This is a genomic window from Mesorhizobium argentiipisi (SeqCode), assembly GCF_037179585.1.
Taxonomy (GTDB): domain Bacteria; phylum Pseudomonadota; class Alphaproteobacteria; order Rhizobiales; family Rhizobiaceae; genus Mesorhizobium; species Mesorhizobium argentiipisi.
This window is the reverse complement of the sequence record NZ_JAPYKO010000003.1, coordinates 26,481-47,095: the sequence shown is the minus strand read 5'-3', so window position 1 is coordinate 47,095 and position 20,615 is coordinate 26,481. Positions and strand designations below refer to the sequence as shown.

At 64.1% G+C, this 20,615-nt stretch carries 21 protein-coding genes and 1 pseudogene; 5 read left to right on the top strand and 17 right to left on the bottom strand.

All coding sequences use genetic code 11. The annotated features are described in order from the left end of the window. The first annotated feature begins 1 nt into the window (after position 1). From O7A05_RS05795 to O7A05_RS34335, 4 genes are all read left to right on the top strand, one after another. On the top strand, positions 2-1,087 hold the full coding sequence (locus O7A05_RS05795) for a branched-chain amino acid ABC transporter permease (protein WP_337092035.1): 1,086 nt from the start codon (positions 2-4) through the stop codon (positions 1,085-1,087). Beyond that, positions 1,074-1,802 carry an ABC transporter ATP-binding protein gene (locus tag O7A05_RS05790; protein ID WP_337092034.1) on the top strand — a complete coding sequence of 243 codons (729 nt, stop codon included), beginning with the start codon at positions 1,074-1,076 and terminating at the stop codon, positions 1,800-1,802. The genes O7A05_RS05795 and O7A05_RS05790 overlap by 14 nt, the downstream gene beginning before the upstream one ends. After that, positions 1,799-2,530, top strand: a complete 732-nt coding sequence (locus O7A05_RS05785) for an ABC transporter ATP-binding protein (protein ID WP_337092033.1) — start codon at positions 1,799-1,801, stop codon at positions 2,528-2,530. Before O7A05_RS05790 ends, O7A05_RS05785 begins: the two co-directional genes overlap by 4 nt. Positions 2,531-2,643: 113 nt before the next feature. Beyond that, complete coding sequence (locus O7A05_RS34335) at positions 2,644-2,979, top strand: hypothetical protein (protein WP_415926960.1); 336 nt, start codon at positions 2,644-2,646, stop codon at positions 2,977-2,979. A gap of 22 nt (positions 2,980-3,001) precedes the next feature. On the opposite strand, the gene O7A05_RS05775 is transcribed toward O7A05_RS34335, so the two are convergent. The 6 genes from O7A05_RS05775 to O7A05_RS05750 form a co-directional block, all read right to left on the bottom strand. Continuing rightward, entirely contained in the window at positions 3,002-3,178 is a 177-nt protein-coding gene (locus tag O7A05_RS05775; protein ID WP_337092031.1) for a hypothetical protein, read from the bottom strand. Positions 3,179-3,204: 26 nt separating this feature from the next. Beyond that, positions 3,205-4,290: a Gfo/Idh/MocA family protein gene (locus tag O7A05_RS05770; protein ID WP_337092030.1), complete on the bottom strand. Its 1,086-nt coding sequence runs from the start codon at positions 4,288-4,290 to the stop codon at positions 3,205-3,207. Between the two features lie 48 nt (positions 4,291-4,338). Beyond that, complete coding sequence (locus O7A05_RS05765) at positions 4,339-5,103, bottom strand: ATP-binding cassette domain-containing protein (RefSeq protein ID WP_337092029.1); 765 nt, start codon at positions 5,101-5,103, stop codon at positions 4,339-4,341. Next, complete coding sequence (locus O7A05_RS05760; protein ID WP_337092028.1) at positions 5,100-6,104, bottom strand: ABC transporter permease; 1,005 nt, start codon at positions 6,102-6,104, stop codon at positions 5,100-5,102. The genes O7A05_RS05765 and O7A05_RS05760 overlap by 4 nt, the downstream gene beginning before the upstream one ends. After that, positions 6,101-7,087, bottom strand: a complete 987-nt coding sequence (locus tag O7A05_RS05755; protein ID WP_337092027.1) for a sugar ABC transporter substrate-binding protein — start codon at positions 7,085-7,087, stop codon at positions 6,101-6,103. Before O7A05_RS05755 ends, O7A05_RS05760 begins: the two co-directional genes overlap by 4 nt. 442 nt (positions 7,088-7,529) lie before the next feature. Further along, positions 7,530-8,156 (bottom strand): MarR family winged helix-turn-helix transcriptional regulator, encoded by a 627-nt coding sequence (locus O7A05_RS05750; RefSeq protein WP_337092026.1) that lies wholly within the window; start codon positions 8,154-8,156, stop codon positions 7,530-7,532. A gap of 119 nt (positions 8,157-8,275) precedes the next feature. Between O7A05_RS05750 and O7A05_RS05740 the strand changes: the two are divergent. Continuing rightward, positions 8,276-9,795 (top strand): annotated as a pseudogene (locus tag O7A05_RS05740) (MDR family MFS transporter). Between the two features lie 94 nt (positions 9,796-9,889). On the opposite strand, the gene O7A05_RS05735 reads toward O7A05_RS05740, so the two are convergent. The 11 genes from O7A05_RS05735 to O7A05_RS05685 all read right to left on the bottom strand — a co-directional run bounded on the left by O7A05_RS05735 (position 9,890) and on the right by O7A05_RS05685 (position 20,614). Beyond that, positions 9,890-10,912, bottom strand: coding sequence for an ROK family protein (locus O7A05_RS05735; protein ID WP_337092022.1), 1,023 nt, complete (start codon positions 10,910-10,912; stop codon positions 9,890-9,892). Beyond that, positions 10,912-11,634 (bottom strand): ribulose-phosphate 3-epimerase, encoded by a 723-nt coding sequence (locus O7A05_RS05730; RefSeq protein ID WP_337092021.1) that lies wholly within the window; start codon positions 11,632-11,634, stop codon positions 10,912-10,914. The genes O7A05_RS05735 and O7A05_RS05730 overlap by 1 nt, the downstream gene beginning before the upstream one ends. Beyond that, positions 11,631-12,449 carry an alpha/beta fold hydrolase gene (locus tag O7A05_RS05725; protein ID WP_337092020.1) on the bottom strand — a complete coding sequence of 273 codons (819 nt, stop codon included), beginning with the start codon at positions 12,447-12,449 and terminating at the stop codon, positions 11,631-11,633. The genes O7A05_RS05730 and O7A05_RS05725 overlap by 4 nt, the downstream gene beginning before the upstream one ends. Further along, positions 12,449-13,267: a sugar phosphate isomerase/epimerase family protein gene (locus O7A05_RS05720; RefSeq protein WP_337092019.1), complete on the bottom strand. Its 819-nt coding sequence runs from the start codon at positions 13,265-13,267 to the stop codon at positions 12,449-12,451. The genes O7A05_RS05725 and O7A05_RS05720 overlap by 1 nt, the downstream gene beginning before the upstream one ends. Further along, the gene (locus O7A05_RS05715) at positions 13,267-14,343 is read right to left on the bottom strand and encodes a Gfo/Idh/MocA family protein (RefSeq protein ID WP_337092018.1); all 1,077 of its coding nucleotides are present in this window, start codon (positions 14,341-14,343) and stop codon (positions 13,267-13,269) included. The genes O7A05_RS05720 and O7A05_RS05715 overlap by 1 nt, the downstream gene beginning before the upstream one ends. 2 nt (positions 14,344-14,345) lie before the next feature. Beyond that, complete coding sequence (locus O7A05_RS05710) at positions 14,346-15,167, bottom strand: sugar phosphate isomerase/epimerase family protein (protein WP_337092017.1); 822 nt, start codon at positions 15,165-15,167, stop codon at positions 14,346-14,348. A 32-nt stretch (positions 15,168-15,199) separates the two neighbouring features. After that, positions 15,200-16,042, bottom strand: a complete 843-nt coding sequence (locus O7A05_RS05705) for a carbohydrate ABC transporter permease (protein WP_337092016.1) — start codon at positions 16,040-16,042, stop codon at positions 15,200-15,202. A 5-nt stretch (positions 16,043-16,047) separates the two neighbouring features. Then, complete coding sequence (locus tag O7A05_RS05700) at positions 16,048-16,944, bottom strand: carbohydrate ABC transporter permease (protein ID WP_337092015.1); 897 nt, start codon at positions 16,942-16,944, stop codon at positions 16,048-16,050. Positions 16,945-17,069: 125 nt separating this feature from the next. Then, complete coding sequence (locus O7A05_RS05695; RefSeq protein ID WP_337092422.1) at positions 17,070-18,317, bottom strand: ABC transporter substrate-binding protein; 1,248 nt, start codon at positions 18,315-18,317, stop codon at positions 17,070-17,072. 111 nt (positions 18,318-18,428) lie between these two features. Then, positions 18,429-19,574 (bottom strand): ABC transporter ATP-binding protein, encoded by a 1,146-nt coding sequence (locus O7A05_RS05690; RefSeq protein ID WP_337092014.1) that lies wholly within the window; start codon positions 19,572-19,574, stop codon positions 18,429-18,431. Between the two features lie 89 nt (positions 19,575-19,663). Then, complete coding sequence (locus O7A05_RS05685) at positions 19,664-20,614, bottom strand: PfkB family carbohydrate kinase (protein ID WP_337092013.1); 951 nt, start codon at positions 20,612-20,614, stop codon at positions 19,664-19,666. Position 20,615 lies beyond the last annotated feature (1 nt).

Here is a 20,615-nt window from a genome sequence, read left to right as displayed (position 1 = left end):
GATGCCAATGACCGACCAGAGCGCCGGCAAGACAAGCGGCGCGCCAGAAGGCGTCAGGGCACGGGATCGGCTCGCGCTTGTGACGGCGGACAATGCCGCCGTTCCGCTGTCGGCCGGCGTCCAGGCGATCACGGCAATCCTGCTGGCGGTGCTGCTCATCGCCTTGCCCTGGCTCGGCCTCGGCTACCGCTTCCTGTCGATCGCCATCACGACGCTCTATACGGCGATCGGCCTCTACGGCCTCGGTCTGCAGTTCGGCCAGGCAGGCATCATGTCGGTCGGCCATGCGGCGCTGATGGGGGTCGGCGCCTATGCCTCGGCCATCCTTTCCGTGCAGCTCGGCTTGGGCTTCTGGACCTCGCTGCCCTTCGCCATGGCCTTGTCGGCGATCGTCGGCGGCGTCATCGGTCTGCCGACGCTGAGGGTGGGCGGACAGCATTACATCATCATCACCTTCTGCTTCTGCGCCCTGTTCGTCATCGTGCTCACCAATGGCGGCACCTTCACCGGATCCGCCACGGGCCTCGATGTCGGGTCGGTCACTCCCTTGCCCGGCATCAATTTCGACAAGCTCTCCAACAATTACTATTTGGTCCTGGCGGCGCTCTTCCTGGCGCTCGCCGCGACCTATCTCATCGGCATTTCGCGCTACGGCCGGACGTTGCGGGCCATCCGCGAGAACGAGCAGCTGGCGCGTTCGGTCGGCATCAATGTCGACCTGCACAAGCTTGGCGTGCTGATGGTTTCAGGCCTGTTCGCCGGCCTCGCCGGCGTGCTGCAGCTCTACTACCTGCGCCACATCTCGCCGACCCTGTTCGGTGCTTTCCCGAGCCTTTACCTGGCGCTGATGGTCATGCTGGGCGGCGCCCGCTATCTCTACGGGCCGCTGATCGGCGCGGTCGTCGTCAATTTCCTGCCCGAGGTGCTAAACCTCGATCCGGTCGATTCCCGTATCGCCTACGGCGTCTGTCTGCTTCTGGTCATCCTTCTGCTGCCGGGCGGAGTCGGAGCAGGCATCAAGAACGTCTACTGCGCGGTTCGCGGCGGGTTCGAAAAGCAAGGCGGAGGCACGAATGGCCGCGCTTGAGGTGAGGGGTCTGCGCAAGCAATTCGGCGGCGTCGTCGCGCTCAACGGCATCGATCTCGACATCGGCACCGACCAAGTGGTCGGCATCGTCGGCCCCAACGGCTCCGGCAAGACCACCTTGTTCAACGTCGTCACCGGCGTCCACCCGGCGACCGCCGGCACGGTATCGTGGCAAGGGCAGGACATCACCAATATCGGCGCGCACCGCATCGCGCGAAAGCGGCTGGTGCGGACGTTCCAGCAGGCGATGTCCTTTCCGGGCCTGACCGTCGACGAGAACGTGCGTATCGCCTGGGAGCAGGGCAGGATGGGAGGCAGCCGCTGGGCGTCGCCCGGCATGATCCTCGACTTTGTCGGCCTGGCGCCGCTCGGCAGGGCGATCGCGGGATCGCTGCCCTTCGGCAGCCTCAGGCGCCTTGGCCTGGCCGTCGCGCTCGGCGTCTCGCCCGAACTGCTGCTGCTCGACGAACCCGGCGCCGGGCTGAACGACAGCGAAGCCCAGGCCTTCGCGGCCGTCATCGCGCAGCTGCCGCCGCAAGGCATCGGCGTCTGCCTCATCGACCATGACATGGACATGATGGCCGAGCTCTGCGACCGCCTCGTCGTCCTCGACTTTGGCACCAAGATCGCGGAGGGCCCGCCGGCCGAGGTTCTTAACGATCCCAAGGTCCGCGAGGTCTATCTTGGTCCCGACAAGAAGGCGGCCGCGTCATGAACTTGCTTGCCGTCGAGCATGTGGACACCGGCTATGGGCCTGTCGCGGTCAATCGCGACGTCTCGCTTACGGTCGGGCAAAACGGGATCGTCACCATCCTCGGCCCCAACGGCGCCGGCAAGACGACGCTGTTGCGTTCCATTGCCGGTCTGGTGAAGCCGCGGCGCGGCGCGGTGACCTTCGACGGCCGCGACGTCACCGCGCTGCACGCCGATGAAAAGGCCACGCTCGGCATCGTGATGGTGCCTGAGGGTCGCCATGTATTCGCCGACATGAGCGTGCGCGAGAACCTTTTGCTCGGCGCCTATACCCGCAAGGACCGGCATGCGGTCGAGGCCGACATCGCATTGATGGAGAACTATTTTACCATCCTTGCCAAAAAGCGCGGCGCCAGGGCGGGCACGCTCAGCGGCGGCCAGCAGCAGATGCTGGCGATCGCGCGCGGCCTTATGGCCAGACCACGGATCCTGTTGCTCGACGAACCCTCGCTCGGACTGTCGCCATTGCTGGTGTCGGAGCTGCAGGGCATCATCATCGACGTGCGCGAGAAGTTTGGCGCCGCTGTGCTGCTCGTCGAGCAGAACGCCGGACTTGCACTCTCGGTGGCCGAGCAAGGCTATCTGATGAATTCCGGCCGCATCGTGGCGTCTGGCGGAATCGAGCAATTGAAACAGTCGCCGGTCATGCAGGAGCTCTATCTCGGCAAGAGGGCACGGCAGAGTTCGTGATCGCTCGAGGACGACGCGCCTGCGCGAGCAGGGGGGCAGTTCGATAGCCTTTCTCAGCGTTCAGATGTCCTCGGCGGCCCCTGGATCGAGGTGCCTCGACCACCACGGCCGAGATGACCGGCATCAGACAAGGGGTCCCCTATGTCCTGATAGGTCTGGCTGGTGCAGCAGGAGGAGGGCGCCGAAACTGGAAAACAACGCAGCAAGGACGAGGGCTGCCGCTGTCACCAGTCGATGCGCACGCCAGCAAGAAACAGGGCTCGTCGCGAATTGCCGAGCGCATAGTTCTCGCGCGGGCGGACTTCCGAGGAGCGACGTTCACCGCGCCGATAGACTTTGACGGCGCTTTTTTCTTTCTGACCCGTATCGAGGGCCTCGATCTTTCCAAATCGACGGGTTCTGTCCCAATGGCAGCTCAACATGGCTTGTTGAGTTGCCTTCTGGCTTGACCAGGCCAGAAAATTGGCCCTGTCAATTCCAGCAGAAATAGCGAGCCTCGTTGGAGTAGGATGCGTCGAGGCGCCCGAGGATCCGGCCGCTCGAATCGAGCATGGGCGCGGCCATGCAGCTCAGATGGCAGTGGCAGGCGAAATAATGCTCGCGCCCGTAGAGGGCGACGGCCGCCTTGCCGGCCGCTGCCAGTTCCAAGCGCGTTGGTGCCGTAGCGAGCGATCCTATCTCCCGCCGCTCTCTCGCATCCGCGCGATGATCTCGGCCATCAGCGCAAGGTCGCGTCGTGAGTCCGCCAGGTCGGTGACCGGCTTGGTGCCCTCCATGATGTGGCGGTGGAATGTCTCCAGTTCGTTGGAGAAGGCGTCACCATAGAGCGGTCCGAAGGCCTTCGTCACCGGGCCAAGCGACCCGGCCTCCGTCACCTCCAAGCGAGTCGGCAGGCTGCGGATATAGGGCGTGTCGTAGATGATCCGTACCCGTTTGGTGTTGGAGCGAACCTCGATCATGGCGTCGAACAGGCCGAGATCGTCGACCACCGCGTCATAGAGGCAGGCGAAGTGGCCATAGTCGAAGGTGACGCTGGTATTGGCGCCGCCATTGGTGCGGTGCGCCGCCACCACGCGCCGCGGCTCGCCGATCAAGCCGCGCATGGCCGAGATGTGGTGCGAGGAGAGCGCGGTCAGGCCGCGATAGGCGCGCACGAGCTCAGCCGATGCGTCTTTTCCGACCACCTCGCGGATCAGCGCGTCGCGCTCCTCGGCACCGCGCGAAAGGATCGTAGGGTCGATATCGGCGGGGTAGAGGACGTTCTGGCTTTTCTGGAGAAAATGCCGGCCTTCCGAGATCAGGTCGAAAATGCGCACATGGGTGATGTCTCCGTGTGCCGGCAACTCGTCTCGCGCCGCCAGATAAGCCGGCGCGTAGCGGCGCATGTAGCCGACGAAGATCGTCTTTTTATAATCCTTGCTCAGCGCCATCAGCTCGTCGATCTCGCGCACCGTCAGGCAGGCCGGCTTTTCGAGCAGCACATGCTTGTTGGCTGTGATCGCGGCGCGGACGAAGCGGCTGTGCGTGTCGTCCGATGAGAGCACGAAGACCGCGTCGATGTCCGGCGAATTGATCAGCGCCTCGGCGCTTTCATAGGCCTTGGCGGTTGGGTATTGCGAGGGGATGAGTTTCACCAGGCTCGCTGATATGTCATGGGCACCGGCAATGACCCAGCGGTTGCGCTGGTCGGCCAATACCGGCAGATGGATCGATTGCGCGACCTCTCCAAGACCCACAAGCCCGACACGGATCAGCGCCACGGCAAACTCCTTCGCTAGTTTGTTTCAAATTCCAGCGCGAGGCGGCGTTCACGCCGCGCCGGTCACCAGCGCCACGAGCTCGTTGCCGGTGGTTTCGGATGAGCGCACCGTCGCCACCATCTTGCCGGCGCGCATCACCCAGATCTGGTCGGAGAGCCGTCGCACCTGATCAAAATTATGGCTGATCAGGATGACGCTTACGCCTTGCTCGCGCAGCTTGCGGATAAGGGCCTCGACATTTGCCGTTTCCTGCACGCCAAGCGCCGCCGTCGGCTCGTCCATAACCACCAGCTTGGCGCCCGACCCCGCCGCGCGGCAGATCGAGATCGCCTGCCTCTGGCCGCCCGAGAGACGCCGGACGCGTTGGGTCACGGACGGCACGTTGATCGACAGCCGCGACAGCATGGCGCGCGCCTGCTCTTTCATCGCCTTGCGGTCGAGCAGGGCGAACGGGCCGATGCGGCGCACGATCTCGCGGTTGAGGAAAAGGTTCTGCGCCACCGTCAATTCGTCGATCAACGCCAGGTTCTGGTGCACTGTCTCGATGCCCGATTTGCGCGCCTCGTCCGGATTGGAGAACGGGTGCTGGCGGCCGTCGAAATGGATCGTGCCGGCGTCGGGCACATGCACGCCGACCAGGCAGCGGATAAGCGTCGATTTGCCGGCACCGTTGTCGCCGATCACCGCGGTGACCTCACCTCGCCGGGCTTGAAACCCGACATCGGTGAAGGCGCGGATGCCGCCGAAATGCTTGCTCAGTCCCTGGCAGGCGAGGATCGCCTCGGAAGGCGCGATGTGATTGACGGTGCTCATTTCTGATACCGCATGATCAGCGCCGCCAGGACCACGATCACGCCCACGGCAAGTGGTTGATAGAAGGCCGAGACGCTGAGCAGCGTCAGCCCGTTGACGAGGGCCGTTAGCATCAGCGCGCCGATGGCCGGTCCCAGGATGCTGGCGCGGCCGCCGAAGAGGCTGACGCCGCCCAGTACCACGGCCGCCACGGAGTTCAGGAGCAGGCTCGTGTTGATCTGCGGCTCGGCCGAGCCGATGCGCGCCACCAGTAGGATCGACGCGATGCCGGCGCAGAAGCCGGAGATCGTGTAGGCGGCGATCTTGACCCGGTTCGTGCGAATGCCGAGCGCGCTGGCGCTCTCGGCCTGGCCGCCGGTGGCAAGCAGATGCACGCCGAACCGCGAGTGATAGAGCGCGACATGCGCGACAAGGACGGCCGCGATCGCCACCCAGACCGGGTGGCCGAACGGCCCGAAGGAGCCGGAAGCGAGCTTGAGCAGGAAGGTGGAGCCGACCATGGTCGGCTCGCCGCCCGACAGGATCAGGCCAAGCCCGGTGATGCCCGACAGCGTGCCGAGCGTCACCACGAAATCGGGGATTTTCCCGGCGGTGATGATGAGGCCGTTGAAGAAGCCCAGCGCGCTGGTGGCCAGCACGCAAAGCACGCAAGCTATGACGATGCCGTAGCCTGCGGCGTTGACGAGGCCGAGTATGACAGCGCCCAGCATGACCGCCGCCGCCAGCGACAGGTCGATGCCTGACGTCGCCACGACGAAAGTCTGGCCGATCGACAGCACGACCAGGATGGCTGCCGCCAGAAGCAGCGCTTGCAGGTTGGCGATGCTCAGGAAGACCGGCTGGGCGATGCCGAAGACGACGACCAGTCCGACCAGGCCGACGACGGATGCCCAGTCGGCCCAGAAAGAGGGATCGAGGAGGAGAGCCGCAAGGGAGGAACGGCTCTCCTCCGGCGCGCCCGACGAGTGGGCGGCGGGCGCATTGTTGGTGGAGTTGCTCACTTCAGCAGCTCACGCAGCGGATCGGGATAGTCGCCGCCGGGGCGTGGGAAGTTCTTCAGCGAGGCTTCGGCATTGTCCTTGTTGATCAGCAGCACCGGCGCCGGCACGTTGGCCGGCAGTTCCTTGCCCTTGACCGCCGCCTTGCACGCCTCGACCCCCATGGCGCCGACGACATAGGGATATTGGGCGACGGTGGCGGTGAGTTCGCCGGCCGCCACCGATTTCAGCGCGTCGACGATGCCGTCCAGGCCGATCACCTTGACGTCCTTGCCCGAGGTCTGCACGGCACGCTCGACGCCGAGCGCCATGATGTCGTTGGCGGCGAAGAAGCCGGCGAGATCCGGATGTGCCGCGAGGATGTCGGTGGCCGCGGTCAGCGCCTTCTCGCGATCCCAGTCGGCGCTCACCATCACCACCACGTCGAGCTTGCCTTCGACGGCCTGCCTGAAGCCCTTGATGCGGGCGTTAGAGCCGACGTCGCCGACGATGCCGGCGAGCAGCGCGACTTTCGAGCCCTTCGGCACCAGCTTCAGCATCTCCTCGCCGGCGAGCGCGCCGGCGGCGACGTTGTCGGTGCCGATATAGGTCGAGACGGTGAAGCCGGCGGCCTTGGCCTGCTCGGCGTCGATGGTCGAATCGATGTTGACGATCGGCTTCTTCTTCTGGGCCACCGGCACCAGCGCCTGGACGAGGTTGGAGACGCTGATCGGATTGACCAGGTAGCAATCGAAGTCCTGCAGCGCCATTGCGGTCAGCCGGTCGGCCTGGCCGGTGGCGTCGCCCATATTGGCGGCGGCCTGCACCGTGACCTTGACGCCGTCGGCCTTGGCCTGCTCCTCGATGCCCTGCTGCATGGTCTGGAAGAACGGATTGTCGAGACCCTTGACGATCGCCGCGACCTTCGCGTCTTCGGCATGGGCGGGCAGGGCAAGCGTCGTGGCAAGCAGGCCGGCGCCAAGCGCCAGGCGATCGAACATGCGCATATGTTTTCCTCCTCCGGATTTTTGATTGTCGGTTCGTTGTTCTGCGAACGGCATGGCTGACGGCGCAAAAGCGACCCCCGCGCTTGCGTTGGAAAAACCAGCTGGCGCGCGTGGGACGCGCCCGGTTCGGGCTTCTTCCATGGCAGTCATTGCTCCTCCCAGAGAGCTGATGGATGCCCCACCGGCATTTCCGCATGGTTGAGAAAAATTTTACGTACGTCAAGAATTAAAATGGAGCGCAGTGGATTTTAATGTGCTGAAACGCGACAGGAATTTGAGGGCAGCCTCAGGAGATTGGCTGACACGGCGGGGCAACAGCCGATTTCACCGGAGCAATTCCAGGAAGGGTGTACGGTTTTCCGTCCGGGATTGCGTAAAAGCAAAGACAGAACGCGGGAAGATCTCACGTCGGGACGAGGGGCAAGGCTCGCGGCAGCGCCGCCTATTTCGCCCCGGGCTCCGTCTCATCCATCATCTGCTTGACGGCATCGGCGGCCTTGCGCATCCCTGCTTCATCGATGGCCCAACCCGCGAGGCGTTCCAGCAGGGCGGCGAACGTCACCAATTCCTGCTCGTCCCACTGCGCCAGCGCCTCGGCGAAAATCCGCCATTTGGTCTGGCGCACCGCCGTCACCAGGCGCTCGCTCTTGGCTGTGGGTTTGAGACAAATGCGTCGGGCATCGAGCTGCGATGCGACGCGGAAGGCGTAGCCGCGCTCGACGAGATCGGCGGAGATGCGGCTGGCGCGAGAGGGGTCGATCCCCATGCGCTCGGCGATGATGCCGACCGTGACCTCGTCCTGCGGGGTGTCGCCGACGACCGCGCTGAGCGCGATGATCGCATCGAGATGACTTACCTCCAGCGAGGGGTCGATGCGGGCCAGGATCAAACGACCAAAATCCCGGCGCTGGACCGAACGACGCACCTTGCTCATCACCGCATCAATGGCGGCCACAGCCCCGGCTGCCGCTTCGGACAGGCCATTGCTGCGCGCCAGATCGGCGAGATCATGGTCACCATGCGTCTGGGACAGGGTGGACTTGTCGGGCTTGGCATCGTTGCTGTTCATGCCACGGCGCGCTAGCAAAAATATATGCCAATGTCAATTGCATGCTAATAGCATATATTTGATGTTGACATATATCTGCCATGGGCACATAAACCGCGCCCGAACGTCGGAGATACCCCATGAGCACTGACTCAACTCTTCCGGATGCGCCGGCCCGGGGCCAAGCCCGACCTTACAACGTTGATCGTCTATTGCGGCGCGCTGGTTGCATGTTCATGGCCACCATCGACATGCAGATCGTCGTCACCGCCTTGCCAACCATTGCCGGCGAACTCGGCAACCTGCATCTGTTCGGCTGGGTGGGAGCCGCCTATCTGCTCTCGACCGCCGCGGTTTCGCCGTTCTACGGCAAGCTCGGCGATATGTATGGCCGCAAGAACGTCGTCCTGACGGCGATCGGCCTGTTCCTGCTGGGGTCCCTGGTCTGCGGCATGGCATGGTCGATGGAGAGCCTGATCGCCGCGCGCGTGCTCCAGGAATCGGCGGCGGCGGCCTGATGGTCTCCGCCTTCGCCATGATCGGCGAATTGTTTTCGCCGCGCGATCGCGCCAAGTACCAGGGTTACAGCTCGGCGGTGTTCGCGCTCTCGTCGGTGCTTGGACCGTTGGCCGGCGGCTATATCACCAGCCTGTTCGGCTGGCGCTGGGTGTTCCTGGTCAATCTGCCGATCGGCATCATCGTGATGGCGGTTCTGGCATTCGCCATGCGCAGCCGGTTCAATGAGAAGCGGCACCGCGTCGACTATCTCGGCGGCGTGCTGCTGGCCATCGGCACGACTGCCATCGTCTATTGGGGCTATCACGTGCTCGATCCGTCCGGGCCGGACCTCTTCACCTTCGCGCTGCCGCTGCTTGCGCTGGTCGCCATCACCTTGTTCATCGTGGTCGAACGGCGGGCCGAGGAGCCGATCGTGCCCTTGCGGCTCTTCCGCAACTCAACGGTCAGCATCGTGTCGGGCGTGTCGCTGGTCGCCGGAACGGTGACGCTGGGCATGTTCTTCTATTTTGCCCTTTACATGCAGACGCTCACGGGTCTCAGTCCCGCTGAAGTCGGCTTCCTGTTCCTGCCGGCCTCGCTGACGTCGATGGTCATCTCGATCGTCGCTGGACGGATCATCGCCGCGACCGGACGCTACAAATGGATGCCGGTGGTGGCGATGGGAATGGGTGGGCTGCTGATGATTGGCTTCGTCTTCACCAACCAGCACACGCCGATCTGGGTGCTGGCGGGGATGATGGCTACATTTGGCATCTCGATGGGCCTGCAGTTCCAGGTGCTGATCGTGGCGATCCAGGCGGCGGCACCCCTGCAGGACATCGGCGCAGTGACCTCGCTGATCACGCAGGCGCGGACGTTGGGAGCATCGCTCGGTCTGGCGCTGAACGGCGCGGTGATGATCTGGGCCCTGAACCGACATACATCAGAGCTTCCCGCCGATGCCGCCGCTCTGCTGCCGCAGGGCTTGAACGGGCTCACCCCACACATCGCCTCCGGCCTGCCGGCCGCGATCCGCGAGGTGGTGCTCGATCATTACTCCAGCGGGTTCAACGTGATGTTCATCTGGGTGGCGGCGCTCTATTTCGTCGCCATGGGTCTGACGCTGCTGCTGGAGAACAGGGAAATCCCCAAGCGCGCCTGAGCTGTCGGGCTGGACGAAACTCCGACAGATTGAAGCGGTGCCAGCGCCTTCCCGTCTGCATTTGATTGGAGACGGATTCAGATTTCGGTTGAAATCATCCAGCGCTGGCGCCGGCCGGTCCGCCGGTCTTCGCCTCGTCGTCCTGCACCATCGAAAGCGCCGTGCCCGGCTCGCCCTCCCACAGGATCAGGCTGGCGGCGCCGACCAGCCCGGCGCGGTCGCCGAGTTCGGCGCGCACGACCGGCACGTCGCGATAGACCTGCATTGCGCGCTCGTCGATCGTCGCCCGGATCCCTGGCGCGAGCAGGTCGAAGCCGTTGGATAGCCCGCCGCCCATGACGATCACCTCGGGCGAGTAGAGATGCAAAAGGTTGGTGAAGCCGATGCCGAGCCAACGCGCCTCGGCGTCCACCAGGTCGCGCGCGGCCGCGTCGCCGGTCCGCGCCGCCTCGACGACATGGCGCGCGGAAACATCGCCGTTGCCGGAAAGCCGCCGGAGAGCCGAGCCGTCGCCTGACGCGGTCAGCTGTGTCGCCCGGCGTCCCAGCGCGGTGCCGGAGGCGACCGCCTCGAAGCAGCCGACATTGCCACAGAAGCAGCGGCCGCCTTCGCCGGTGATCGTCATATGGCCGATCTCGGCGGCCAGCCCGCGCCGTCCATGATAGATATGGCCGTCGGCGATGACGCCCCCGCCAATGCCGGTCGACACGGTGACGAAGACAAGCGATTCCGAGCCACGCCCGGCGCCGTAGCGCCATTCGCCCAGCGCCGCTGCATTGGCATCATTCTCCAGCCGCACCGGCAGGCCGAACTGCCGGCTCAAAATGTCGATCATCGGCACATTGTGCCAGCCGGAGAGCGTCGGCGGCCCGATGACGATGCCCGCCTTGGGATCGAGCGGACCCGGCGCGCAGGCGCCGATGCCGATGACCTTGGCCTGCGGGTGGTCGGTCAGCAGTTTGTTGGCCAGCGCGATGATCCGGCCGATCACCGCTTCCGATCCCGCTTCAGTCATCGTCGGTTCCCAGACGCGCGCCACGACCTCGCCGCCGCGCTCGACCAGCGCGCCGCGCAGCTCCGTGCCGCCGAGATCGAAGGCCAGCGCGAGCGTGCTCATCAGGCGGCGGCCTTCAGCCCGTGCAGCCATGCCATGCGCTGGGCGAGATCGGGATCACCGAAGGCCAGCGATCCCAGCACCACCGTATCGGCGCCGGCGGCGCGCAGCAGCGGCACCGTCTCGTGGCGGATGCCGCCATCGGCTGCGAGGATGATATCGGCTTCGCGGCCCGCTTTTCTGATCAGCGCGCGCGCTTCGATCAGGCGCGGGCAGGCCTGCTCGGACAGGCTCTGCCCCTTGACGCCGATCGAGGTGCCGAGAAGCGTCACGAAGGCCACTTCAGGCAGGAAGGGGACGATTGCCGTGACCGGCGTCTCCAGCCGCAGCACCACGCCGGCCTCGGCGCCGAGCGCATGCGCCAGCCGCGCGGCGCGTAAGGCTGCTTCGCCATTCTCGGCATGGATGGTGACGAGGTCGGCGCCGGCTTCGATGAACTGGCGCGTTTGCGCCTCGACGATTTCCGCCTCGACCATCAGGTGCACGTGGATCGGCTTCGCCGTCAGCTTTGCAATGCGCGCCACCATGTCGGGGAAGAACAGGAAACCGGGGGTGAAGCGGGCATCCGCCACGTCGATATGGTGCAAGTCGGCATGGGCCTCGATCCGCTTCAGGTCTCGCTCCATGTTGGCGAGATCCGCCGACCACAGCGAGAATTCGCCGATCAGCCGATCGCGCGGAAGCGCTGCGATGGCGGCAGGGCCGGAGAGGGCTTTGCTTGTCATGATGGAATGAGGCTCCGGGCATTTGATTGGGACTGGAGGAAGGAACTGATCTGCTCGTGCAGTTCGCTGAAATGCTTTGCGCTGTCGCGCGCCTTCGGTGTGATCTCGGCCAAGATCGCATTGGGAATGACGGCGGCAAGCGCATAGGCGGACGACAGCGGGTGCACCGCGTCCATTGCGTTGCCGACGACAAGTGCGGGAATGTCGAGCGCGGCCGCGTCGTGTTCGGAAACGCCGGGTCCGTCGGCGGCGATGTTGGCGAGCACTTGCGCGAAGGCCCCGGCGTCCGGCCGGTCGAAATATCCGAGCAGCGAGGAAAGATTATCCGGCGCCTCGCGATAGAGGCGCGTTGCGGTCTCGGATTGCGCGAAGATCCTCCGACCTTTGTCCGCGCCATGTTCGAGGATGAGATCAGCGACCTCGGCGATCGGCCGCATGTTCCGCGGCGCCGGCGAAAACGTCCAAGCCGGGCGCACCAGGATGAGGCCGGCGATGCGCAACGGATGGCGGCAGGCGAGGCGCAGCGCGATCGCCGCGCCCATCGACACGCCGCCGGCAACGAAGCAGTCGAGGCCGAGCTGATCGGCGGTGGCAATGACGTCATCGGCGAACATTTCGAATGAGAATGGCCGCCGCTCGCCGAGCCCGGAGCCGCCATGCCCGCGGCATTCGAGCGTGATGCGCCGGAAGCCGTCAGGAAATGTCTGCGCGACCTGTGCTTCGCCGCCGCCCAGGCCGTGCTGGAAGACGACCGCCAGGCCCGCGCCCGTGTCGGTGATGCGCAGCCTGGCTCCGTCGCGCAAGAGCGTCGCCATCACACGAGCTCTTTCAGGAAGCGGGCGACGCCGGGTGCCTCTTCGGCCGACAGCCCGTGCGTTACCAGCGGTCCGTCGAAGCCGGTGGCCTTCAGCCGGGCGATGAAGTCGGCAAAGTCGACCACGCCTTGCCCGGCGGTGGCGAAGCGGCCGTCGGCGAAGCGATCCTTGGCATGCGCCAGCGCCACATGACCGGCGGTGCGTTCGACCGCGTCGGCGACGATGGCGCGCGCGCTCCCGGCATTCGCCTGTTCGAACAGATTGGCCGGATCGAGCACGATGCGCAGGCGCTTCGACCCCATATGGGCGATCAGCCGCATTGCGTCTTCGGCCGAGGTGACGATGTTGGCCTGCTCCGGCTCGATGCCGAGATCGACGCCATGACGCTCGGCGATCAGCAATGCCTTTTCCATCTCGCGCGCCATGTCGGCCCAGGCCGATGGATCGGCATTGCCGGGGTGGTGCGCCCATTGGTCCTCGGCATTGCGCGTCCCGGTGCAGAGCGTCACGAGCGGCGTGGACAACTTGGCAGCGGTTTCGATCACAACCGCCAACCTGCGCAACCCATCGTCGCGCACCCTCTTGTCCGGATGCGCCATGTTATAGGTTCCCGACAGCGCGATGAGACCGATACTCGAAGCCTTGGCAGCGGCATCGATGGCACGGATCGCATCTTCCGGGACCACGTCCGGCATCGACGGCAGGCCGGCGCAGGCAAGGTTGAACTGGGTGACCGCGAAGCCAGCCTCGCGCACGGCGGCCAGCACGCCGGCCGGCTCGCTGCCCGGGAAGGTCTTGGCGAACACCCCGATTTGCATCAGACCGCTCCGGTGACGCCGGCGAGTTCGACGCGCGCGCCGCTCTCGACTGAGCGAGCAATCGCCACCATGGCGCGGATCGAAGCGAGCCCGTCTTCGACGGTTGCGCCGCGCTGTGGCGCGCCATTGAGCACCGTGTCGGCGAGGCCTTCCAATTGGCGGCGGAAGAAATGGCCGTCGGCGCCGAGCGGCTTGCGCGACGTCGCGTCCTTCTCGTGAAAGATGTCGACCTCGCTGGCGCGGAAATACCAGGGATTGAAGGTCTTCGCGATCACCGAACCGTTCTGGCCATAGAGCTGGAAGCCCTCGTGCCAGTCCATCCGCACGGCGACGGTGAGGTCGAGATGGCCGAGCGCGCCATTGGCGAACTCCGTCTCGACGAACCAGCAATAGGCGCCGAAGCGTTCGTTGAGGCGGGCACGAACGGCAGTGATCTCGCCGCATAGGAAGCGCGCCGTGTCGACGAGATGCGAGCCGTGCGCCAGGATGAAATACTGCCGCAGGTCCGCCTTCGGATTGCCGCCGGGCTTCTTCGCCAGCTTGCTTGTGATGGGCAGCGGCTGCACCGCGTCGGTGTTGGTGTAGCGATGGGTGGAATCGCAATACCAGGCCTTGAGCGCCAGGATCTCGCCCATCTCGTCGCGCACGAAATCGCGCGCCGCTTCCAGCGCCGGGTCGAAGCGCTTCATGTGCCCGACCTGCAGCACCTTGCCCGAGCGTTTGACCGCTTCGGCAAGCTTCTCGCCTTCCTCGACCGAGACGCCGATGGGCTTTTCGCACAGCACATGCTTGCCGGCTTCCAGCGCCTTGATCGACATCGGCACGTGATAGGCGTCAGACGTGGCGACAATCACCGCCTCGAGCTCTGGATCGGCGAGCATTTCGTCATAGTCGCCATACATCTTCCGCGGCTCGTAGGTGGCGCCCATCCGCGCCAGCAGATCGGGTGCCGCATCGCAGATCGCGTAGAGGTCGGCGTTGCTTGCCTTCACGCAGGATTCCAGATGCGCGAATTGCGCGATCGGCCCGCAGCCGAGTACACCGACACGAAGGCGACGGTCTTTCTTGACGATCATCGTCAGGCTCCATAATCGCGCAGGGTCTGGCGATTGATCTTGACCGCGCCGGCGGGATCGGCGGCAGCGGTCTCGGATTCCTCCTCCAGAACCAGCCAGCCGTTGAAGTTGGGCGCGCCGCTGGCGATCTCGATCACCTTGGCCGTGTCGCAGACGCCTTTGCCGAGCATCGCCCAAGTGCCGTTCGCATCGACATCTTTCAGATGCACGTAGCGAATGCGGTCGCGATAGGTCGTGAGCGTGTCGGCCATGTCCTTGTGGCCGCGCAATATGTGGCCGGTGTCCGGCACCCAGCCGACCAGCGAGGCATCGATCAGGGCGAAGATGCGGTCATAGTCGGCACGGTCGAACAACAGCGTGTTGTGGTGCGAGCTCGGATGCACCGCGACCTGGACGCCGGCCTTGGGGCCGATCTCGCCGGCACGGTTGTAGACTTCCGCTGCTATGGCGAACTTGTCGTCGCGCGGCCCATCTAACACGACCGTCGCCGAGCCCATCGATACCACCGCGCCCGGAAAGGCGGCGGCGAAGTCGATCCAGCGCTTGGCGGTGTCGAGGTCGTCGCCGATTTTCTCTTTGAGCGTAAAGCCGCTCTTCGAACCGAAGGCGAAGGAGACGAGCGTCAGGCCGGACGCCTTCAGCGCGGCGGCGAATTCGGCCGGCTTGCCGGCATAACGGCCGATCATCGTGTCGGTGATCTCGATGCCGGCATAGCCGCCATCGGCGATCGCCTTGATGAGATCATCGGGGCCGCCAGTGAACCGGTCTCCCAGCATTTCCCAGGTGAAGGTCTGGCAGCCGACTTTGAGGTCTCTCACGTTCATCCTTTCATTCCTTGGTTCTCCGCGGGACGTGCCTATTTGACCGAGCCCGCGGTCATGCCGGCGAGGAAGAACCTCTGGGCAATGAGGTAGATCAACAAGAGCGGCAACGAGCCGAGCACGCTCATCGCCATCATCTGGTTCCATTCGAAGGCGTGCTGCCCCATCAAAAGCTGGATGCCGATGGGGACGGTACGCATGGAGGTCGACTTCGTCAGCGTCAGCGCAAAGAGGAATTCGTTCCAGCACAACAGGAAAGTATAGACAGACGTCGCCACGATGCCGGGCAGCGAGATCGGCACGATCACCAGCCAGAGCGCTGTCCAACTGGTGCCGCCGTCCACGGCGACAGCTTCGTCGAGGTCGCGCGGCAAGGTGTTCAGATAGCCCGTCATCAGAAGGATCGCATAGGGCAGGGTGAAGACCAGATAAGTCAGGATCAGCGCGATATAGGTGTCGAAGATGCGATACGAGACGACGAGCCCGAAGAAGGGGATCAGAAGCGTGATCGGCGGGATGGTCTGCGTGCTGATGATGAGGGTGTTCAGGCTGCCCTTGCCTCGGAAATTGAAGCGGCTGAACCCGTAGGCCGCCAGCAAGGCGATCAGCACCGTCAGCACAGTCACCACGAAGGCCACGAAGTAGCTGTTGAAGAAGAAGCGCAGCTTGACCGGGTCGCCAAGGATCGCTGCATAGGCTTCCAGCGTGAAGGCTTTCGGCAGGATGGTCGGCGGCAGGGCGAAGATCTCGGTGTTCGATTTGAACGAGCTGCTCAGCATCCAGTAGATCGGGAAGGCCGCGAAAAACAGCCCGGCGGCAAGCGCGACATGCAGCGCCACGGTGATCAGCCTGTCCTTCGTCGTGTGCCTTTTCCTCATGGTGATTACCGGGCCTTTTGATAACGGATGTAGAACAGCGTCAGGCCAAGCGAGATCAGCAGGATGACCACGGCGCTCGCCGACGCCTGAGACAGGTTGTAGCTCGAGAACGCCAGCTTGTAGGTGTAGGTGCTGAGCACCTCGGTCGAGTAGATCGGACCGCCGCCCGTCGTGATCCAGATCAACGGGAAGACCTGCATCGTCCAGATGAAGTCGAGCAGCGAGATGCTGATGATGATCGGCATCAGCTGCGGGATGGTGATGAAGATCAGCTTCTGGTAGGCCTTCGCCCCGTCGATATCGGCGGCCTCGTAGAAATCCTTGGGAATGCCCTGCAGGCCCGCGAGCAGGCTGACCATGAACAGCGGGTAGCCCGCCCAGACATTGGCGAAGGTGACCGCATGCAACGCGGTCTCGGGCGAGGAAAACCACTCGATCTTGGAACCGATGAGACCCAGCTGCATGAGAATGCTGTTGACGACACCGTTGGGCTCGAGCAGCAGGCGCCAGATCACCGCGATGATCACCGCGGTGAAGAGCCAGGGCAGTATGTAGAGCACGCGCAGGATGTTGCGCAGCGTCGGATTGATGCGGTCGCTGTTCAGCATGAGCGCGAAGATCATGCCGATGGTCATGTGGAAAACGACGCTCATGCAGGTGAAGTAGAGCGTGTGCCACAGCGAGGCCCAGAACACGGGATCGGCAAAGATCGCCTGGTAGTGTTTCAGTCCGGCAAAGGATGAGTCGCGACGCAGCACCGCGCTGTTCTGGAACGAATAGGAAATCACCGTCACCATCGGCAGCAGCATCAAAAGGCCAATGATCACCAGCGAGGGCGACAGATAGAGATAGGGTGCGACCGTTCTTTTCAGTCTGTGACGGGAGCGCTTCTGCCGGGTCATATGCCAACCTTGGATACACCTTCGAGAGAAGGTGAGCTTCGTGAACACTCGCGTTGCCGGTGCGTTGCTGCCGGGAGGCCTGCCCGAAGCCAGGCCTCCCGGTCGAAGATCGTAGGACAGGCTAATCAGAATTTCGCCGTCCATCCTTTTTGAGCGTTGGCCGCGGCCTGTTCCGGAGACTGCTCGCCGGCCAGCATCTTCTGGGCTTCGACGTCGAACTGGGTCATCAGGTCTTCAGCCACCGGCAGACCCGTGAACTCGTTGGCGAGGTAACCGGTCTTGAAGATTTCGAAAGCCTTGCCGAAGGCCTTGTCCGAGGTCACGAAGTCGGGCTTGGCGTTGACGTTGCCCGGAAAGGCGTTGGCCAGCGACACCAGCTTGGCGTTGACCTTCTCGCTCATGAGATATTGGACGAGTTTCCAGGCCTCTTCCTGGTGTTTCGAGCCGGCGGAGATGCCGATGCCCCAGGAGGCATAGGGAAGGCCGCGCTTGCCCGTATAGCCCTCCACGACCGGGACCGGGATGAGGTCGAAGTTCAGCTTGGGATTGCGCTTGCGTATGAGGTTCACATGCGCGAGCGAGTCGATCATCATCCCGACGCGGTCGTTGACGAATTCCTCGACCTTTTCCTGTTCGGTCTTGGTGGCGATGCCGGGCGAGATGGTGCCTGCGTCGTTGAGCGATTTGACGAAGGTGAGCATGTCCACCACCGGCTTGCCCTCGAGAGCGGGCTTGCCGTCAGCCATCATCGATTGGCCCGACGCCCAGACCCACGACATCATGTCGTTCTGGACGCCGGACGGCGACTGCATCGACAGCGGCAGCACCCAGCCATACTGGTTCTTGTCGGCATGGGTCATCTTCTTGGCGGCTTCGAGGAACTCCGTGCGGGTCGACGGCAGCTTGGTGACGCCTGCCTGGGCGGCAAGGTCCAGATTGACGAACACCGGATAGACGAAGGAAGCGACCGGAAACATCACAGCCTTGCCGTCCACCTTGATGATGTCAGCGACTTGGGCTTTGTCGAAGCCGCTCGCGTCCATCATCGGATTCATGTCGGCGAGCGCGTTCTGTGCGTTCAAATTGTTCACCCAGGCGCCGTCGAGACCGACGACGTCGCTGAGCGTTCCGGTTGCCGCACCGACCGAGATCTGATCCCGCGTTGCTGCGTAGGGGCCGCTGACCAGCGTCACCTTGATGCCGGGATTCGCGGCCTCGAAATCATCCATGATCTTGCGCAAGGAACCGGGGGGCAATTCGGGTTCCCACCATTGGGTGAATTCCAGGGTCGTGTCCGCCATGGCGCTGGCCGCGCCAAGCAGCCATGCGGCTGCGGCCAACTTCAGCATTATGGGCTTTATCCGAAACGTCATCTTCTCCTCCTTCTTTGAGATCGGCCGCACAATGCGGAAGATCGTCTGGTTCATTCAGCAGTCTTCATTCGCAGGCGCCTCGCTCCCGCCTGCTGGCCTTGCCGCAAATCTTCAGATCGCCAGATGCGTCTCGGGATCGAAGAAATGGAGCTTGGTATCATCCAGGGCCAACCGGATTTCCGAGCCGGAGCGGACCGCGCTTTCCGGTTCGAATTTCGCCACCGCGTTCGACGCCAGGCCGAAATCCTCAACCGCGTCCGGGTCGCCTGAGTCCACCCGGATCGCGTCGATGTTGAGATGGACGATGTGTTCCGACCCGAGCTCTTCGATCGAGGTCACCTTTGCCGGCAGCGTCTGGTACTTGCGGCCGGATTCGAGGCTGCTGTCATAGAGATGCTCCGGCCGGATCCCGAACACGATTTTGCGCCCCGCATACGACCTCAAGCCCGGCCTGCGCACGAAGGCTGCATCCTGGAGCCGGATGGCAAAGGTGCCGGCCGTCAGTTCGTCGCCCGTCAGCGTCCCTTCGAAAAGATTCATCGAAGGCGAGCCGATGAAGCCGGCCACGAAGGCGTTCACCGGCGATTCATAGAGCCGCTTTGGTGTGTCGACCTGCTGCAGCACGCCGCCTTTCAGCACCGCGACCCTGTCGCCCATCGTCATCGCTTCGGTCTGGTCGTGGGTCACGTAGATGGTCGTCACGCCGAGCTGCTTTTGCAGGCTTGTGATCTCGGCGCGCATTTGCACACGCAGTTTTGCGTCAAGATTGGAAAGCGGCTCGTCCATGAGAAAAGCGGCCGGCTCGCGCACCATGGCGCGGCCCATGGCAACCCGCTGGCGCTGTCCGCCGGAAAGGTTGGCGGGCTTGCTGTCCAGCAGCGACGTTAGCTGAAGGATCTTGGCGATCTCGTCCACGCGCTTCTTGCGCTCGGCCTTCGGCTTGCCCGCCAGCCGCATCGAGAAGGCGATGTTTTCGAACACCGTCATATGCGGGTAGAGCGCATAGCTCTGGAAGACCATCGCGATGTCGCGGTCCTTGGGGGGCATGTCGACGACATCCACGCCGCCGATGCGAAGGCTGCCGCTGGTGATGTCCTCCAATCCCGCGATCATCCGCAGGGCGGTGGATTTGCCGCAGCCGGACGGCCCAACCAGGATCAGGAACTCGCCGTCCTCGACCGACAGGTTCAATTGGTCGATCGCACGGAAATTGTTCCCGTAGGTTTTGCAGATATTCTCAAGAATGACTTCCGCCATATTCCTCCCTCCACAAGTCAAAGCCGATGATTTTTGTTTTTCACCTTGGGCCTTTTTGCTTGTGAAAATTTCCTAGGGTAGCTTTCAGTCTACGTTCCGGTGTCGAGGCGCGCATATTTCAGCTCGACCGCCGATGGCGCGCTCGCCGATGCCAGCAATTCCGTGACCTGGTTATCGGTCGGAAGCGCCTCGCGTCCGCCACGTCCGGTTATCGAAAGGGCGGCCGCCGCGGCAGCGAATGCCACCCGGCCCGCAGTGTCGGCTCCGCGCGTCAATGCATGGGCATAGGCGCCGTGAAAGCAGTCACCGGCACCGGTCGAGTCGACGATCGCAACCCGGTGCGGGGGCAGGTGCCAGAGCGTTGTCTCCGCGCGCCCGCGATAATAGACGCCCCGACCGCCGTCGGTCAGGACGACCGCGGAGCGCGATGGCGACCACAATGCATCAAGCATCTCGGCGGGCGCTCGACGGCCCGTGGCGGTCTGAGCAAAGCCGAGCGGAAGAATGAGATGGTCGCAGAGCGCCAGCAGCCTGTCCGTGGCTGGGCCGGCGCTCCATTCGACATCGCCGAGGATCGCCAGGCCGAGATCGCGAGCCCGGGCCACCACATCCAGCGACCGGACCGCGTAGCTGTCGACGATCAGGACAGTCGCGCGGCTGAGGATATCGTCCGGAAAGTCCGGTGCGGTGCCCAGCATCGCGTCGTCGTCATAGGCGATGAAGCGGTCCCCGTCCGAACCGACGGTGATGCGCGAGCGCACCGGGCGCGCGTCGGGATGGCGTGGCGCGAACGCGGTTTCGACGCCGCTCTCAATGAGATCGCACAGCACAGGGTCGTCCGCGGCGTTGCCCAACCACCCAATGAACCCGGCGCTCCCGCCAAGCCGCGCGACAGCGGCCAGCGCCGTCGCGACATTTCCGCCGAAAGCGCGCGCGCTTTGCAGAACCTTCCCCTTGCCCGCCGACAACGGCTGATCGACATAGACGATGTCGTCGATCGCGATGGCGCCGAGGCCGAGGATCGAGGGGACGGCGGGCATC